The sequence below is a fragment of the Tabrizicola thermarum genome (genome assembly GCF_003574395.1).
Taxonomy (GTDB): Bacteria; Pseudomonadota; Alphaproteobacteria; order Rhodobacterales; family Rhodobacteraceae; genus Tabrizicola; species Tabrizicola thermarum.
The window spans coordinates 50,235-66,812 of sequence record NZ_QMJY01000080.1; the positions used below are offsets into that span (position 1 = coordinate 50,235).

A 16,578-nucleotide genomic window follows, 5' to 3' on the forward strand; every position below is an offset into this window, starting at 1 on the left:
CCCGGCGTTGCGGGCGCGGGTGAAAGGGCATAAAGGGGCGGCATGGGGAACAAGCGCTTCAACACCGGGACCGGCCCGTCGCAACGCCAGTTGCGCGTGGGCGAACTGATCCGCCGCACGCTGTCGGATGTGCTGAACCGGGCCGAAATCCATGACCCGGACCTGAACGCCATGTCGATCACGGTGGGCGAGGTGTCATGCTCGCCCGATCTGAAGGTGGCGACGGTCTATGTGATGCCGCTGATGGGCTCGGTCCCGGTGGAGAATGCCATCGCGGCGCTGGCGCGCAACAAGGCAGAGCTGCGGCATCTGGTGGCGGCGCAGCTGACGCTGAAATACGCGCCGGACCTGCGGTTCCGCCCGGACGAGACCTTCGATCGGCTGGACGAGACGCGGCGGCTGTTCGCGGACCCCGCGGTGCAGCGCGATCTTGGCGCGCCCGATCCCGACCCCGCGGACGGTGCGGAATGAGGTGGCTGGCTGCTGTCTTCCTGCTGACGCCGGTGGCGGCAGGGGCGGCGGACTGCCGGGATACACGCTTCGAGGGTGCGTCCTACACGGTCTGCGAGGTGCAGGCGGGCGAGGATCTGCGGCTGTTCCATTCCGGGCCGGAGGGTGCCTATGGCAGCTTTCGCAAGGTCGATGAGGCGCTGGCCGCCGAGGGCAAGGCGCTGGGCTTTGCGATGAATGCGGGGATGTATCACCGCGATCTTTCTCCGGTAGGGTTGTATGTCGAGGACGGGGTGGAGGTGTCGAAACTGGTCACGCGCGCCGGACCGGGGAACTTCGGGCTGCTGCCGAACGGGGTGTTCTGCATCGGCGACGGGTTCCGGGTGATCGAAAGCCGGATCTTCAAGGCGGAGAAACCCGCCTGCCGCTATGCGACCCAGTCCGGTCCGATGCTGGTCATCAAGGGCAGGCTGCACCCGAAACTTCTGCCGGGGAGCGACTCGACCTATGTGCGAAACGGGGTCGGAGTCAGCGAGGATGGCAGCCGGGCGGTCTTTGCGATTTCCAACGATGCGGTGAACTTCCATGCCTTCGCCCGGTTCTTCCGGGATGAGCTTGGCCTGCCGGATGCGCTGTATTTCGATGGCAACATCTCGCGGCTTTATGCGCCGCAGCTGGCGCGGCATGACGGCGGGTTTCCGATGGGGCCGATCGTCGGCACCGTGGTTCCGAAGGGCTGAGGGATGGGTCGGGGGAAGAAGGGCCGCGCGGTCAGCGGCTGGCTGATCGTGGACAAGCCCGCCGGGGTGACCTCGACGGCGGTGGTGAACAAGGTGAAATGGGCGCTGGGGGCCGCGAAGGCGGGGCATGCCGGGACGCTGGACCCGGATGCGACCGGCGTGCTGGCGGTGGCGCTGGGCGAGGCGACGAAGACGATCCCCTATGTCACCGACGCGCTGAAGTGCTACCGGTTCCGGGTGGTTCTGGGGGCGGCAACGGAGACCGATGATGCCTCGGGCCGGGTGATCGCAACGTCCGGGCTGCGCCCCACGGATGCGCAGATCGAGGCGGCGCTGGGGGCGTTCAGGGGGCAGATCGAACAGGTCCCGCCGCAGTATTCGGCGGTCAAGGTCGATGGCGAGCGGGCCTATGACCTGGCGCGGGAGGGCGAGACGATGGAGCTTGCCGCGCGGCCCCTGTGGGTGGAGCGGCTGGTGATGCTGGGCCGCCCGGATGCGGATCACGTCGATCTGGAAATGGTCTGCGGCAAGGGTGGCTATGTGCGGTCCATCGCGCGGGACCTCGGGCGGGCGCTGGGGTGCCTGGGGCATGTGGAATGGCTGCGGCGGGAGTGGTCGGGGCCGTTCAACGCGGATCAGGGTGTGACGCTGGAGGTGATCGACGCCGAGGCAAAGACCGAAGCTCTGGACGCGCGGCTGTTGCCTTTGGAGCTGGGCTTGCAGGACCTGCCGGAGTTCACCGCGACACCGGAAGGTGCGGTGCGGTTGCGCAACGGCAATCCGGGTCAGGTGATCGGCCACGCGGATTGGGGCACCGAGGGGTGGGCGAGCCTGGATGGGCAGGCGGTGGCGGTGGGGCACTACAGGGGTGGGGAGTTGCACCCGAGCCGGGTGTTCAACCGCTGAACGGCCGCCTTGGCCCGAGACCTGAGCCGGGGCCTGCGGGTGACACGGGAGGTCCCGGGTCAGGCCCGGGACGGGGAAAAGGAAAAGGCCCCGCTGCGAGGCGGGGCCTTTCCACATGCGGAAGGATCCGACCGATCAGGCCAGCGCGGCCTTGGCCTGGCCGGCGATGGCGTTGAACGCCTCGGGCTCGTGGACGGCGAGGTCGGCGAGCACCTTGCGATCGACTTCGATCCCGGCTTTCGACAGGCCGTTGATCAGACGCGAATAGGTCATCTCGGCGTCGAACAGACGTACGGCGGCGTTGATCCGCTGGATCCACAGCGCGCGGAACTGGCGCTTGCGGACCTTGCGGTCGCGGGTCGCGTACTGGTTGGCCTTGTCAACGGCCTGAGTGGCGGTGCGGAAATTGGTGGAACGGGCGGCATAATAGCCAGCCGCCTGCTTGATCACCTTGCGGTGACGGGCATGCGTGACCTTGCCGGATTTGACGCGGGACATCTTGTGCTCTCCTTACCGGTCGTAGGGCATGTATTTCTTGACGATCTTCGCATCGCTGTCGTTCAGGATCATGGTCCCGGCCGAGTTGCGGACGAATTTCGCCGTGCGCTTGATCATGCCGTGGCGCTTGCCGGCGGGACCGGCCTTCACCCGACCGGTGGCCGTGAAGCTGAAGCGCTTCTTCGCCGCCGACTTGGTCTTCATCTTGGGCATTTCCATCTCCGTGGTTTCAGGCACGACTCGGCATGCCACTCTGGCCGGCCGTGCGGGTAAGAAGCCGCCCCTATAGGGGCAGCCGGGCAAAGGTGCAAGAGCCGAAAGCTAGCGCAGGAACCCGGCGACGACCTTCAGCATCACGCCGGGCACCTCGTTGAAGGCATAGCCGCCCGGCTTGGTCATGATGGCGGCGACGATCAGGCCCAGCGCGGCGATCGACATGATCGCGCCCATACGCGGCGCGCGGCCTTCGACCCAGGCGGACAGAAGCGACGGGACGGACAGGACAATCAGGATGATCCCGACCGTCAGCATCAGATCGACATCGGCGTCCATGACCCCTCGCCCAACCGGTTGCAGGCGGAGAGGTTACTCCGGGTCGACCCGTGAGATCAATCGCTCGTCGCAGGGGGCGACGCGCAGGATGTTCGTGGTGCCCTTGACGTTGAACGGCACCCCGGCGGTGACGACGATCTGGTCTTCCTCGGTCGCAAAGCCATCGGCGCGGGCGGCGCCCACGGCGGCCAGAACGGCGCCCTTGAAGCGGTCCTGCGGCGGGGTGATGACGCAATGCGCCCCCCAGGTCAGCGCCATGCGCCGCGCGGTGGACAGGAGCGGCGTCAGCGCCAGGATCGGCACATGCGGGCGTTCGCGGGCCACCAGTGCTGCGGTCGTGCCGGTCTGGCTGAAGCAGCAGATCGCCTTGATGTTCGTCGCCTCGGCAATCTCTCGCGCGGCGGCGACGATGCCGTCGGCCACCGATTCCCGGCGGACGACGCGGCTGGCCTCGATCACCGAGCGGTAGGTCGGATCCTTCTCGACGCTCATCGCCACGTCGTTCATCGTGGTGACGGCCTCGACCGGATATTTCCCGGCGGCGGATTCGGCCGAGAGCATGATCGCATCGGCGCCTTCATAGATCGCGGTGGCGACGTCCGAGACCTCGGCCCGGGTCGGCACGGGCGATTCGATCATCGATTCGAGCATCTGCGTCGCCACGATCACCGGCTTTGCCGCCGCCCGGGCACCCCGGACAAGGCGCTTCTGGATCGGCGGCACCGAGGTGACGGGCAGTTCCACGCCCAGATCGCCGCGCGCGACCATGATCCCGTCCGACACTTGCAGGATGGCGTCATAGGCCTTCACGGCGGCGGGTTTCTCGATCTTGGACAGGATCGCGGCGCGGCCCTTGGCAAGGCTGCGCGCCTCGATCACATCCTCGGGACGCTGCACGAAGGACAGGGCGAGCCAGTCCACGCCCAGTTCGCAGACGAATTCGAGGTCGGAACGGTCCTTTTCGGACAGGGCGGCGAGCGGCAGGACCACGTCGGGCACGTTCACGCCCTTGCGGTTGGAGATGGTGCCGCCGACCTCGACGGTGCAATCGGCGAAGTCCTTGCCGCAGGCGTTCACGCGCAGGCGGATCTTGCCGTCGTTGACCAGAAGCGTCGCGCCGGGTTCCAGCGCGGCGAAGATCTCCGGGTGCGGCAGGTTCACGCGATGCGCGTCGCCGGGCGTGGTGGAGAGGTCCATGCGGAAGGCGGCGCCTTCGATCAGCTCTTCCTGGCCATTGGCAAAGACGCCGACGCGCAGTTTCGGCCCCTGGAGGTCGGCGAGGATGCCGATCGGGCGGCCGAGGTCCTTTTCGACCTGGCGGATGATCTCGTGCCGCTTCCTGATGTCCTCGTGGGCGCCGTGGCTCATGTTCAGGCGGAACACGTCGGCCCCGGCCTCGAACAGCGCGCGGATCATCTCGTAGGTCGAGGAAGCGGGGCCGAGCGTGGCCACAATCTTCACGTTGCGGTGACGGCGCATCGCCATCCTCCTGCTGATAAATTCCGGTTCATGTGGGCCGCGTGCCTTATGGCGCAATCGGCTGCGCCCCGCAACGCCTTACCGACGCCCTTCGCTGCGTTTCAGTTGCTCATCGCTGGCCTTGCGCGAAGAACGACCGTAAGGGAGGGATGAGCACCGCGCGAGGATGACCTTGGCCTTTCAGATCGACGGAGAACATCGCCCCGGGCGCTGGCTGGTGACCTGCGACCATGCCTCGAACCGGGTGCCGGATTGGGTGAACGGCGGCGATCTGGGGATACCGGCGGCGGAGATGGCCCGCCACATCGCCTGGGATGTGGGTGCGGCGGGCGTGGCGCGGGAGCTGGGCCGCCTGCTGGACAGCCCGGTGATCCTGTCGGACTTCAGCCGCCTGGTGATCGATCCGAACCGGGGCGAGGACGACCCGACGCTGGTGATGAAGCTGTATGACGGGACGATCATCCCGGCGAACCGGCACATCACGGCGGCGGGCGTGGAAGAGCGGCTGGACCGGCTTTATCGCCCCTATCACGCGGCTTATGCGCGTCTGGCGGCGAAGCGACCGGACCGGGTGATCGTGGCGGTGCATTCCTTTACCCCCTGTCTGCGCGGGCGCGCGCCCCGGCCCTGGCATGTGGGGGTGCTGTATTCGCATCTGGACGAGCGGCTTTCGAAACCGCTGATCGCGCGGCTGAAGGCCGAGACCGACCTGTGCATCGGCGACAACGAGCCATACTCGGGCCACCTGCCGGGCGATGCGATCGACCGTCATGCCTTGCGTCTGGGGCGGCACAACACTCTTATAGAGATCAGGAACGATCTGATCGGGACGGCCGAGCAGCAGGCCCATTGGGCGGGGCGGCTGGCGGGGATCCTGACCGAAGTGCTGGAGGGTCTGTAGATGGACGACGCGACGCGGACGGAACTGGAGGCGGCGGCCTTTCGCGCGCTGGTGCATCACCTGATGGTCAAGCGGCCCGATGTGCAGAACATCGACCTGATGAACCTGGGCGGCTTCTGCCGCAACTGCCTGAGCCGCTGGTATCAGGAGGCGGCGAACGCACGCGGAATCGAGATGACGAAGGACGAGGCGCGGGAAGTGGTCTACGGGATGCCCTATGCCGACTGGGTCGCGCAGCACCAGACCGAGGCCGATGCGGGCAAGAAGGCGGCTTTCGACAAGGCCTTCGAGCAGAATGTGGGCAGGAAAGACTGATCCGAAGGATGTGATCCGCAGTTCGGCGTTTTTCCGCTATTTTCGCGGGATGCTGCTGCCGGTCCGTCACGACTATTCCCGCGCCGAGCGTCTGAGCGATGCCGTCGTCCACCTTCTGGGCATCGGCGCGGCGCTGGTTGCAGTTCCGGTCCTGATCGCCCTGGCGGTGATCCTGCGCGGCGATGCGGCGGCGGTCGCCTCGACCGTGATCTACGGGCTGGCGCTTGTGGCGACGCTGGTCTTTTCGGCGCTGTTCCACCTGAGCCGGCAGCCGAGGCTGCGGCGCATCTTCCGCAGCCTGGACCATACCGCCACGCTCTGTCTGATCGCGGGGACCTACACGCCCTTCGTCCTGCTGTCGGGGGCCGAGGTGAAGGGATTGCTGGTCGCGCTTTGGGTCGCTGCCCTGCTGGGAGCCGCCCTGCGCGCCCTGGCGCCCGACCGGCTGAGGCTGGCGGCTGTCGCGCTTTCGCTGGCCATGGGCTGGGCGGCGCTGTTCGGCGGGGGCGAGCTTCTGGCCGCGCTTTCGACCCCGGTGCTGGTTCTGATCACGCTGGGCGGGGTGCTGTATTCGGTGGGCGTGGCCTTCTGCCTGTGGCATCGGCTGCCGTTCCACTACACGATCTGGCATCTCTGCGTGCTTGCGGCGAGCGCGGTGTTCTATGCCGCCGTGACCCTGCAACTAGTGCAATCGGCGGCAGACCTGCCGTAGGTCCGGGCCCCGCGGTCAAACCCGCCAGTCACATCAGCGGAAATGCAACAGACGGGGTCCCAAGCCTCTCATGGGGAAGGATTTTTTGTGGACCTGAGGCGCGCGCCCGGCTATCGTCCGGTCAAACGGGGCGCTCAGACCCCGCGATCGAGGCAGTAATGGCGTTTCCTGAGCGGTTTTCGAACCTGCCGGACTATGCGTTTCCGCGTCTGCGGGGGCTTCTGGACGCGCATCCTCCGGGGGGCGAGCCCATCGCCATGACCATCGGCGAGCCGCGCCATGCGATGCCGGAGTTCGTCGGGCCGATCCTTGCGGCGAACCTGTCGGGCTTCGGTGTCTATCCGCCGAACGACGGCACGCCCGAGCTGCTGGCGGCGATCCGTGGCTGGATCGGACGGCGCTATGGGGTGGATATGGCCGAGGACCGGCTGATGGTGCTGAACGGCACGCGGGAAGGGTTGTTCAACGCGGCCATCGCACTGTGCCCGGAAGCGAAGAACGGCCAGAGGCCGGTCGTCCTGATGCCGAACCCGTTCTATCAGGTCTATGCCGTGGCCGCTCTGACCGTGGGGGCCGACCCGGTCTATGTGCCCGCCACCGCCGCCACCGGGTTTCTGCCGGACTATGGCGGCCTGCCGAAGGATGTGCTGGACCGCGTGGCGCTGGCCTATATCTGTTCGCCCGCGAACCCTCAGGGCGCGGTGGCGTCGCGGGACTATCTGGCGGACCTGCTGACCCTGGCCGAAAAGCACGATTTCCGGGTGCTGGCCGACGAGTGCTATTCGGAAATCTGGCGCGAGACGCCGCCGCCCGGCCTGTTGCAGGTCGCCGAGGCTCAGGGCGCGGACCCCGAGCGGGTGGCGGTGTTCCATTCGCTGTCGAAACGGTCGAACCTGCCCGGCCTGCGGTCGGGTTTCGTGGCCGCAGGGCCGGAGTGCATGAACCGCATCCGCAAGCTGCGGTCCTTTGCGGGCGCCCCGCTGCCCCTGCCCTTGCAGCGCGTGGCCGAGGCGGCCTGGGCGGACGAAGCGCATGTCGAGGCAAGCCGCGCGCTGTATCAGGCGAAGTTCCGCGATGCGGATGCGATCTTCGCCGGGGTGCAAGGCTATCAGGCACCGGAGGGCGGGTTCTTCCTGTGGCTGCCGGTCGAGGATGGCGAGCAGGCGGCGCTGAAGCTGTGGCGCGAGACGGGGGTGCGGGTTCTGCCCGGCGCTTACCTCTCGCGCGAGGTCGGGGGCGAGAACCCCGGCAAGGGTTATATCCGGGTGGCCCTTGTGGCCCCTCAGGAAGAAACGCAGCGCGGGCTGACAGGCTTGCGCGACTGCATCTATGGGTGAGTGAGGGACGAATGGCTTCGTATCAGGCACGGCAGCGCGATCCGCTTCTGGACCAGGGCACGCAGGCGATGCTGGAACGCCGGGGGCGCGAGCTTCTGGGGCTGATCCTCCTGCTGGTGGGCCTGGGGTTCACGCTGATGCTGTGGAGCTATTCGCCCGAGGATCCGGGCTGGATGGTGGCGACCGAGGAACCGGCGCAGAACCTGCTGGGCCGGTTCGGGGCGGCCATGGCCTCGACGCTGATCATCCTGATCGGCAAGGGGGCCTGGACGATCCCGATGATCTTCACGGCCTGGGGCGTGCGCTTCATGATCCATCGCGGCGGCGAGCGGGCGATCGGCCGGGTGGTCTTTGCGGTGATCGCGGTGGCCTTTGCGGCGGTCCATTGCGCGACGCTGGTTCCGGGGCATGACTGGACGCATACCTTCGGGCTGGGCGGCTTGTTCGGGGACACGGTGACCGGGTCGCTGCTGGGCATCCTGCCGGGATCGGCCGGATTCGGGCTGAAGGTCCTGTCGCTGCTGACCTTTGTCGGTCTGGCCGCGATGATGCTGTTCGTGTGCGGCTTTGACCTGGACGAGTTGAAGGCGATCCAGCGCTTCCTGCTTCTGGGGTCGGTCATGGCCTATGCGACGCTGCGCCAGGGGCTGGGTGCCGGAGCGCGCGGGGCGCTGCAGGGCGCGGCCGCCTTGCAGGACCGGGCGCGGAGCCGGGCCGAAGCGCGCGCTGCCGTGCATCGCCATGAGCCGCCGGTCGCCTTGCGCGGGGATCCGGCCGCGACGCGGCGCGGTGTTCCGCCGGTGACGGCGGATATGGCGCCCAAGCCGCTGCGGGCGAACAGCGCGCGGGCGGTGCCGGGGTCGCTGCGGCCCGAGCCGCGTCACGCCGAGCCGCGTCATGCCGAAGCAGACCCTGCCCCGGTGAAGGAGAAGCCGGGTCTCCTTGAACGTCTGCGCCGCAAGGCCCAGCCCGAGCCGGAGCCGGAGCTGATCGAGCGCGAGCCCTCCTGGAACCCCGCCATGCCGCAGGACGAGCGGATCAAGGCGCGGATTTCCGACGTGATCCGCAGCCGGGTGATGCGCAGCCCCGATTTCCCGGTGGCCCCGCCGCCGTTGCCGCCTGCGGCCCGGATCGAGCCTCCGGTGATGCGGCCGAAGGGTCCGGTGGTGCTGATGGCCGACACCCGCCCCCTGCCCCGTTCGGTCCCGCCGGTGGCGGCTGCGGCGGCTGCGGCGCATGGGGCGCAGGACCGGGCCTCGGGCGAGGACCTGCCGAAGAATGTCTTTGCCGAGGACGATGCCTGGGACCGCCTGCCCGAGGACTATGCCCCCGAGGACAGGGATCCGATGGACGGACTGGATGAGCTGGAGGACGAACTGCCTCCACCCCGTCCGATGGCCTATGCCCAGGATCGCAAGGCGGTGGTGCAACATGCGGTGAAGAAGCCCGCTCCGTCGCGGCAGGCGATGGCGGAGAGCCAGCCAGCACTGCGGTTCGACGATGCGGCGCAGGCCTATGAACTGCCGCCGCTGAGCCTGCTGTCGGCCCCGAGCAAGGTGCAGGGGATGCAGCTTTCGGACGAGGCGCTGGAAGAAAACGCACGGATGCTGGAATCGGTGCTGGACGACTATGGCGTGAAGGGCGAGATCACTGCGGTGCGCCCGGGGCCGGTCGTGACGATGTATGAGCTGGAGCCTGCTCCGGGCCTGAAGGCAAGCCGCGTCATCGGGCTGGCAGACGACATCGCGCGGTCCATGTCGGCGCTGTCGGCGCGTGTCTCGACGGTGCCGGGGCGCAGCGTGATCGGGATCGAACTGCCGAACGCCCACCGCGAGAAGGTGGTCCTGCGCGAGATCCTGTCGTCGCGCGACTTCGGCGACAGCCAGATGCGGCTGCCGCTGGCACTGGGCAAGGACATCGGCGGCGAACCGGTGGTGGCGAACCTGGCCAAGATGCCTCACCTTCTGATCGCCGGGACCACCGGGTCGGGGAAATCGGTGGCGATCAACACGATGATCCTGTCGCTTCTCTACAAGCTGACGCCCGAGGAATGCCGGCTGATCATGATCGACCCGAAGATGCTGGAACTGTCGGTCTATGACGGCATCCCGCATCTGCTGTCCCCCGTCGTCACGGACCCGAAGAAGGCGGTCGTCGCCCTGAAATGGGTCGTGGGCGAGATGGAGGAACGTTACCGCAAGATGTCCAAGATGGGCGTGCGCAACATCGAGGGCTACAACGGCCGGGTGCGCGAGGCACTTGCCAAGGGCGAGATGTTCAAGCGCACGATCCAGACCGGGTTCGACGAGGAAACCGGCGATCCGGTCTTCGAGACGGAAGAATTCGCGCCGCAGCCCTTCCCCTATATCGTCGTCATCGTGGACGAGATGGCCGACCTGATGATGGTGGCGGGCAAGGAGATCGAGGCCTGCATCCAGCGTCTGGCGCAGATGGCGCGGGCCTCCGGTATCCACCTCATCATGGCGACGCAGCGGCCTTCGGTCGATGTCATCACCGGCACGATCAAGGCGAACTTCCCGACGCGGATTTCCTTCCAGGTCACGTCGAAGATCGACAGCCGCACGATCCTTGGCGAACAGGGGGCGGAGCAGCTGCTGGGCGCGGGCGACATGCTTTACATGGGTAACGGGGCGAAGATCACCCGTATCCACGGGCCGTTCGTCAGCGACGAGGAAGTGGAAGAGATCGTCAACCACCTGAAGAGCTTCGGCCCGCCGGTCTACATGTCGGGCGTGGTCGAAGGGCCGGAGGACGAGGTGGCCTCGGACATCGACATGGTGCTGGGCCTCGGCTCGGGCGAGGCATCGGACGACGCGCTGTATGATCAGGCCGTGGCGATCGTGGCGCGGGACCGGAAGTGTTCCACCAGCTACATCCAGCGGAAACTGGGCATCGGCTACAACAAGGCCGCGCGTCTGGTCGAGCAGATGGAGGATCAGGGCGTGGTCACCCGCGCCAACCACGTCGGCAAGCGCGAGATTCTGGTCGAAGAACGGTAAAACTTTGACCGGACCCTACGCCAACCCCGGCAAAACCCGCCGGGGTTGAGGTATTTGTGGCATTTCAGACATCAATTCGCCTCAATCCCGCCCGAATCGCACCACAACCTGAAGTTGTATAAACGGCCTGATCTTCGCCGGGGAAACCGCTTCGCTCCCGAGGGTCACGTCAAGCTTCTTGTGGGGAAGGGGGCTTGTTGAAACATCATGGCATTCGATACGTCTGAAACGCTGGCCCAGACAGAATTCGGAGACGAGCTGCTGCCGGGCACGACGCTTTTCCATGGCACCTACCGGATTACCCGCTTCATCAATTCGGGCGGCTTCGGGATCACCTATCTTGCGACCGACAGTCTGGGTCGGGATGTGGTGGTCAAGGAGTGCTTTTCGTCGACCTTCTGCCGCCGGTCGCAGACCCGGGTCCGGGCAAGATCCTCGGGCACGCGCGACCATATGGGGAAGATCGTCAAGAGTTTTTTGAACGAGGCGCGAAGCCTGGCCAGGTTGAAGCATCCCAACATCGTCGGCGTCCATCAGGTCTTCGAGGAGAACGACACCGCCTATATGGCGATGGACTATATCCGCGGCCATGACCTGCTGGAAATCATCGAGGAAAACCGCACCGAGCTGACGCCGGACATGATCGTGCGCATGACGGGCAAGCTGATCTCGGCGGTGGGCTATATCCACGACAATCAGCTGCTGCATTGCGACATCTCGCCGGACAACATCTTTGTCACGCCTGCGGGCGAGCCGATCCTCATCGACTTTGGTGCTGCGCGGCGGACGGCGGCGGGGGCGGTCGAGAAATACTCGGGCCTCAGCGTGGTGAAGGACGGCTACTCGCCGCACGAGCTGTATACGGTGGGCGGCAACAGCGGGCGGTGGAGCGACATCTACGCGCTGGCGGCGTCGCTGTATCATGCGATTGCGGGCGTGGCACCGCCGAACTGCCAGAGCCGGCTGGCGGCGATGGCGGAAAAGCGGCCCGACCCGTGCAAACCCCTGGCGGGATCGGTCGTGGGCTATCCGGCGGGGTTCCTCGAGACGATCGACCGGGCGATGGCCGTGATGCCTGCCGCGCGGTTCCAGACGGCGGGCGACTGGTTGAAGGCGCTGCCGCAGGCCGAAAGCCGGGCGGATCGCAAGGTCGTGCTGGTGCGGCGGGTGGTGCCTGCGCCGGTCGAGGGTGCGGCAAAGACCCAGGTCAAGGCGATGGCGCTGGCCGAGGGTCAGCCGATCGCGGTGACAAGGCCGGTCGCGGCACCTCCTGCCCCGCAACCTCTGTTGCGACCCCGGCGACCGACAACCCGGGTAGCGGCGGTCGATCTGTCCGGGCTGCGGCGGATCAGCGGGTTCAGCGGCGGGTGCCTGGTGGACAGTCTTTCAGGCCAGGTTCTGGCGCGCGAGGTCGGGACGGGCGATGTCGAGGCGACCATCCGCTCGACGCTGGCGATTGCGCGGGCCAATCTGCAAGCGGTGGCAGAGCTTGGCGCGCATCAGGACGTCGAGGACATCCAGATCGCCCTGGGGCAGCGGTTTCATCTTCTGCGCCCCCTGGACGGCGACCCGCGCTATCTGGTCTGCGTCACGCTGGAGCGGGAAGCCGCGAACCTGGGGCTGGCGCGCATCCAGTTGCGTCGGGTGGCGCAGTCGATCCGGCTCTGACCCCCGGGGCCTTCGCCATCGGCCCTGCGCCTTGCGCGGGGTGACGGCTGGTCTGCGGCATCAGGTCTGGGCGTTGTCGGAGGGGACAGGGCTGGCCTCTGCCGAGGGGATCGGCGCCGGGGTTCCTTGGCATGACAATCAGGCCGCCCGGCGAGCGGAGGGGCGCTCAGTAGTCCAGCTGGCCCTTCCTGGACGCCTGAATGACGGTGTCGATGACCTGCGCCAGAAGGACGCTGCCGACCAGCGAAAACAGCGCAAGCTCGATGTAGGTGATCCGCAGCGATTGTCCGACGATGATGACCAGAGGATGCGACAGATACAGCAAGAGCGACACCCGCGCGCACCAGTCCGAAAGCGGCGTGGCGGGCATGTGGTTCGACAGGAAGAGAAGCGCAAGCCCGGTGCCGACAAGGATCGTGATGTTGTCCGGCGAGGGCTGGCCAAGAAACAGGATCAGCGTGCCGAGAAACAGCGTGGTGACTGCAAGTCTCCAACCCCAGGAGAAATAGGCGATCCCGACCAGGACGGGGATCGTTCCAAACACCCACTGGCCGAAGGGGACGGTCTGAGGGTACCCGTTCAGGACGATCAGCGTTGCCACCAGAAGGGCCGCCCCAAGCGAGGCCAGCGGATGCCGAAGCCAGGGCGACACCAGAGCCGCCAGAAAGGCGAAAGGCAGAAGCCACAGGTGGATCCATGTGCCGGACAGGATCATGGTCCAGCGCCACCACTCGAACGGGGGCAATTGGCTTTTGAGCGCGAGCGCGGTGTGCAGCATGGCAAAGACCAGCGACCAGGTCAGAAACGGCAGCAACAGCCGCTTGGCCTGGACCAGCACGCCGGAGTTCGACGGCATCGCCAGCAGGACAAGGTAGAACGGCAGCGCGGTATAGGCCACCCGGAACCCCGGCGCCTGCGTGTCGAACCAGACAAGACCGAGCGCGGCCAGAAACCGTCCGTAGTCGATCAGTCCGTTCCGCCCCGTGTCCACGTCCGCCTTCCCCCAGGCATGGCCCCCCAAGGCTGCAGTCTGCGGGCAAAAGGCCCGGCGATCCAGTTTTTTGGCCGCCGATTCAGGCTATTCTTGCGATTTCTGGTGCCCTGGGGTGCCTTCGACCCCTGAACTGTCCGCGTCGCCTTAGGCGGGTTGCAATGCCTTGTCGGTCTGGGGTTGTGCCGACCGTCTTGCGCGCAAGTAGCGGGAGTATCCAAGGTCAGCCGTGGCGATCTCGGTCTTGCGGCCCGACAGGATGTCCGCCAGCACACGGCCCGACCCTGCCGCCATCGTCCAACCCAGGGTGCCGTGTCCGGTGTTCAGATAGAGGTTCGCAATCGGCGACCGGCCCACGATCGGCGTCCCGTCGGGCGTCATCGGACGCAGGCCGCTCCAGAAGCTGGCCCGGCCTTGGTCGCCCGCTCCGCCGAACAGGTCCTCGACCGAATGGGTCAGCGTCGCCTGGCGCCTGGGCGAAAGGCTGTGGTCGAAACCGGCGATCTCGGCCATGCCGCCGACCCGGATACGGTCGCCCAGCCGGGTGATCGCGATCTTGAAGGTTTCGTCCATCACCGTCGACACCGGCGCGCGGGCTTCGTCCACGACAGGAACGGTGATCGAATAGCCCTTGACCGGATAGACCGGCAGCTTGATCCCGAATTCCTTCACCAGACCGGGGGAGTAGGACCCAAGCGCCACGACAAAGGCATCTGCCGTGACCCGGCCATGCGAGGTATGGACCGCGCTGATGCGGTCGCCCTCGGCCTCAAGCCGGTCGATGCTGACGCCATAGCGGAAGGTGACCCCCTGCGCTTCGGCCAGACGCGCCAGGTTCCGGGTGAACTTGAAGCAGTCGCCCGTCTCGTCACCCGGCAGTCGCAGCCCCCCGGCGATCTTGCTGCGCGCGGCTGCCAGACCGGGTTCGACGGCAACGCAGGCATCGGCATCCAGCACCTCGAACGGCACGCCATCCGCTTTCAGGACGGCGATATCCTTTTCCGCCGCCGCAACCTGCTTTTCGGTGCGGAACAGCTGCAACGTGCCCTGCGTCCGTTCATCGTAGGAAATCCCGGTATCGGCCCGCAGCTGGATCAGGCAATCGCGGGAGTATTCCGCCAGCCGGACCATGCGCGACTTGTTCACCGCATAGGCCTCGGCGGTGCAGTTCATCAGCATCCGCGCCATCCAGCTGATCTTGGCCCAGTCGGGTCTGGGCTGCACGATCAGGGGCGCATGTTCCATGAACAGCCACTTCAGCGCCTTCACCGGAATGCCAGGGGCCGCCCAGGGCGAGGCATAGCCGGGGCTGATCTCGCCCGCGTTGGCGAACGAGGTCTCCAGCGCCGGCGCGGGCTGGCGGTCGATGACCGTCACCTCGTGCCCGGCTTGCGCCAGATACCAGGCAGAGGTGACACCGATCACACCTGCGCCAAGAACCACGACCTTCATGCCCGCCTCCGTCGCCACCATGTTTGGATGAAGATATCGCGGCCTCTGCGGGATTTTCTGGTGAAATCAGCGCAATGAAGGATAATGAGTGAAATATCCTTCTGGTAATGCGCCTTTTTATCGAATCTTCTGTTGCAACCCCCCGACCCGGCGCACGAAACCGTCGTCACACCCGATCACGGCCATGGCAATTCCCGGCGAGCCGCCGCCGACCGGGGGTGCAAGCCACGATTGCAGCAGCTATATGGGGGGAATGAACCGTCGTCTTGCCCTTCTGGCCCCGCTCGCCTTCCTGCTTCCGCTTCCGGCCATGGCCGAGAAGATTCCGCTTCGCACGATCTCTGACTACCTGAACAGCCTGACCACGGTCGAAGCCGACTTCACCCAGGTGAACTCCGACGGCACGATCTCGACCGGGAAGATCTTCATCAAGCGCCCCGGTCGCGTCCGGTTCGAATACGCGCCGCCGGACCGCAGCCTGGTCATTGCCGGGGGCCAGCAGGTCGCGATCTTCGATGCGAAGTCGAACCAGCCGCCCGAGCAGTATCCGCTGAAACGCACGCCCTTGAACCTTATCCTGGCCGCGAACGTCGACCTTGCGCGCGCGAAGATGGTCGTCGGTCACACCGAGGACGGAACCTCGACCCGGGTTCGGGCGCAGGACCCCGAGCACCCCGAGTATGGCTCGATCGAACTGGTGTTCACCGCCAACCCGGTAGAGCTGCGGCAATGGGTCATCACGGACGACCTTGGAGCGCAGACGACCGTGATCCTGGGCGAGATGAAGAAGGGCGTGCAGTTGGGCGCACGGCTTTTCGACATCAGCGCCGAAACCTCGGCGCGCCGCAACTGACCCGCTGCACCGCGACTTAGCGGCAGTAGGCCAGTTGATCGCGATACATCGCCGACCGCGATCCCACCCGTGCGGCCACTTCGACCAGCCAGGGCTTGTTCAGGTAGGACTGGTTGGCGTATCCGGTGCGGCCCTCGTGATAGGCAAGATACTGCGCCTCGGCGTTGTCCCTGGAAATCCCCAGTGTGCGGGCGGATTCGTCCATGTACCAGCCCATGAAATCGGTCGCGTCCCCGATGTCGTCGCGCCTGGCCCGACGGTTTCCGGCGCTGTTCTGGTACTCCTCCCAGGTTGAATTCAGCGCCTGGCTGTAGCCGTAGGCCGTGCTTTGCCGCCCCATCGGGATCACGCCCAGCGCAAAGGTGTGCGGCGTCCGCGCATTGCCGACGAATTTCGACTCCTGGTAGATCGTGGCCATCTGGACGTGGATCGGGATGCCCCAGCGGCGCTCGGTCCGCTCCATCGCCCGCCGGTATTGCGGGCGCTCGCGCAGGATCGCGCATGCATCGTCCAACTGCCTCGGCGCCGAGTAGTTGCCACCTCCCCCGCAAGAGGCAAGGCAAAGGACCACCAGCGACGCACGGAGAAACCTGCTCATTTGCCCCTCGTGCACTTTTCTTTTGCTGCGAGTTTAGACTATTCGCTGCCGGGATGAAATGGGGAAGGCCCGGCGAGCACATCAGAAACGCGCGAGGAGACGGGAG

17 protein-coding genes are annotated in these 16,578 nt (G+C 66.4%); 10 read left to right on the top strand and 7 right to left on the bottom strand.

Going from position 1 to position 16,578, the window contains the following annotated elements:
- Window positions 1-42: 42 nt before the first annotated feature.
- From rbfA to truB, 3 genes are read left to right on the top strand one after another with little or no spacing between them, the layout of a single operon-like run.
- Window positions 43-471, top strand: a complete 429-nt coding sequence (gene rbfA, locus D5084_RS13820) for a 30S ribosome-binding factor RbfA (protein WP_128516085.1) — start codon at window positions 43-45, stop codon at window positions 469-471.
- Complete coding sequence (locus tag D5084_RS13825) at window positions 468-1,190, top strand: phosphodiester glycosidase family protein (protein ID WP_128516086.1); 723 nt, start codon at window positions 468-470, stop codon at window positions 1,188-1,190. The genes rbfA and D5084_RS13825 overlap by 4 nt, the downstream gene beginning before the upstream one ends.
- 3 nt (window positions 1,191-1,193) lie before the next feature.
- Entirely contained in the window at window positions 1,194-2,096 is a 903-nt protein-coding gene (truB, locus tag D5084_RS13830; protein ID WP_128516087.1) for a tRNA pseudouridine(55) synthase TruB, read from the top strand.
- A gap of 135 nt (window positions 2,097-2,231) precedes the next feature.
- Here truB and rplT read toward each other — a convergent pair whose 3' ends face one another.
- The 4 genes from rplT to pyk all read right to left on the bottom strand — a co-directional run bounded on the left by rplT (window position 2,232) and on the right by pyk (window position 4,625).
- A complete protein-coding gene (gene rplT, locus D5084_RS13835) occupies window positions 2,232-2,594 on the bottom strand; it encodes a 50S ribosomal protein L20 (RefSeq protein ID WP_128516088.1) in 363 nt (120 codons plus the stop codon).
- A 12-nt stretch (window positions 2,595-2,606) separates the two neighbouring features.
- The gene (gene rpmI, locus D5084_RS13840; RefSeq protein WP_128516089.1) at window positions 2,607-2,807 is read right to left on the bottom strand and encodes a 50S ribosomal protein L35; all 201 of its coding nucleotides are present in this window, start codon (window positions 2,805-2,807) and stop codon (window positions 2,607-2,609) included.
- Window positions 2,808-2,915: 108 nt separating this feature from the next.
- Window positions 2,916-3,146 (bottom strand): hypothetical protein, encoded by a 231-nt coding sequence (locus D5084_RS13845; protein ID WP_128516090.1) that lies wholly within the window; start codon window positions 3,144-3,146, stop codon window positions 2,916-2,918.
- Between the two features lie 33 nt (window positions 3,147-3,179).
- Window positions 3,180-4,625 carry a pyruvate kinase gene (gene pyk / locus D5084_RS13850; RefSeq protein ID WP_128516091.1) on the bottom strand — a complete coding sequence of 482 codons (1,446 nt, stop codon included), beginning with the start codon at window positions 4,623-4,625 and terminating at the stop codon, window positions 3,180-3,182.
- A gap of 166 nt (window positions 4,626-4,791) precedes the next feature.
- On the opposite strand from pyk, the gene D5084_RS13855 reads away from it, so the two are divergent.
- From D5084_RS13855 to D5084_RS13880, 6 genes are all read left to right on the top strand, one after another.
- Complete coding sequence (locus D5084_RS13855) at window positions 4,792-5,526, top strand: N-formylglutamate amidohydrolase (RefSeq protein ID WP_128516092.1); 735 nt, start codon at window positions 4,792-4,794, stop codon at window positions 5,524-5,526.
- Window positions 5,527-5,841 (top strand): DUF1244 domain-containing protein, encoded by a 315-nt coding sequence (locus D5084_RS13860; RefSeq protein WP_128516093.1) that lies wholly within the window; start codon window positions 5,527-5,529, stop codon window positions 5,839-5,841. It abuts the gene before it with no gap.
- A complete protein-coding gene (gene trhA, locus D5084_RS13865; protein ID WP_354001226.1) occupies window positions 5,822-6,553 on the top strand; it encodes a PAQR family membrane homeostasis protein TrhA in 732 nt (243 codons plus the stop codon). Before D5084_RS13860 ends, trhA begins: the two co-directional genes overlap by 20 nt.
- 158 nt (window positions 6,554-6,711) lie before the next feature.
- Window positions 6,712-7,890 carry an aminotransferase class I/II-fold pyridoxal phosphate-dependent enzyme gene (locus tag D5084_RS13870; protein ID WP_128516094.1) on the top strand — a complete coding sequence of 393 codons (1,179 nt, stop codon included), beginning with the start codon at window positions 6,712-6,714 and terminating at the stop codon, window positions 7,888-7,890.
- An 11-nt stretch (window positions 7,891-7,901) separates the two neighbouring features.
- Window positions 7,902-10,910 carry a DNA translocase FtsK gene (locus D5084_RS13875; RefSeq protein ID WP_128516095.1) on the top strand — a complete coding sequence of 1,003 codons (3,009 nt, stop codon included), beginning with the start codon at window positions 7,902-7,904 and terminating at the stop codon, window positions 10,908-10,910.
- 207 nt (window positions 10,911-11,117) lie between these two features.
- Window positions 11,118-12,578, top strand: a complete 1,461-nt coding sequence (locus D5084_RS13880; protein WP_128516096.1) for a serine/threonine-protein kinase — start codon at window positions 11,118-11,120, stop codon at window positions 12,576-12,578.
- 166 nt (window positions 12,579-12,744) lie between these two features.
- Here D5084_RS13880 and D5084_RS13885 read toward each other — a convergent pair whose 3' ends face one another.
- Entirely contained in the window at window positions 12,745-13,599 is an 855-nt protein-coding gene (locus D5084_RS13885) for a hypothetical protein (RefSeq protein ID WP_128516097.1), read from the bottom strand.
- Window positions 13,600-13,716: 117 nt separating this feature from the next.
- On the bottom strand, window positions 13,717-15,021 hold the full coding sequence (locus D5084_RS13890; RefSeq protein WP_128516098.1) for a D-amino acid dehydrogenase: 1,305 nt from the start codon (window positions 15,019-15,021) through the stop codon (window positions 13,717-13,719).
- A 244-nt stretch (window positions 15,022-15,265) separates the two neighbouring features.
- Between D5084_RS13890 and D5084_RS13895 the strand changes: the two genes are divergently transcribed.
- Complete coding sequence (locus D5084_RS13895; RefSeq protein WP_435532678.1) at window positions 15,266-15,874, top strand: LolA family protein; 609 nt, start codon at window positions 15,266-15,268, stop codon at window positions 15,872-15,874.
- 16 nt (window positions 15,875-15,890) lie between these two features.
- Here the strand turns inward: D5084_RS13895 and D5084_RS13900 are convergent, their stop codons facing one another.
- Complete coding sequence (locus D5084_RS13900) at window positions 15,891-16,472, bottom strand: transglycosylase SLT domain-containing protein (protein ID WP_128516100.1); 582 nt, start codon at window positions 16,470-16,472, stop codon at window positions 15,891-15,893.
- Window positions 16,473-16,578 lie beyond the last annotated feature (106 nt).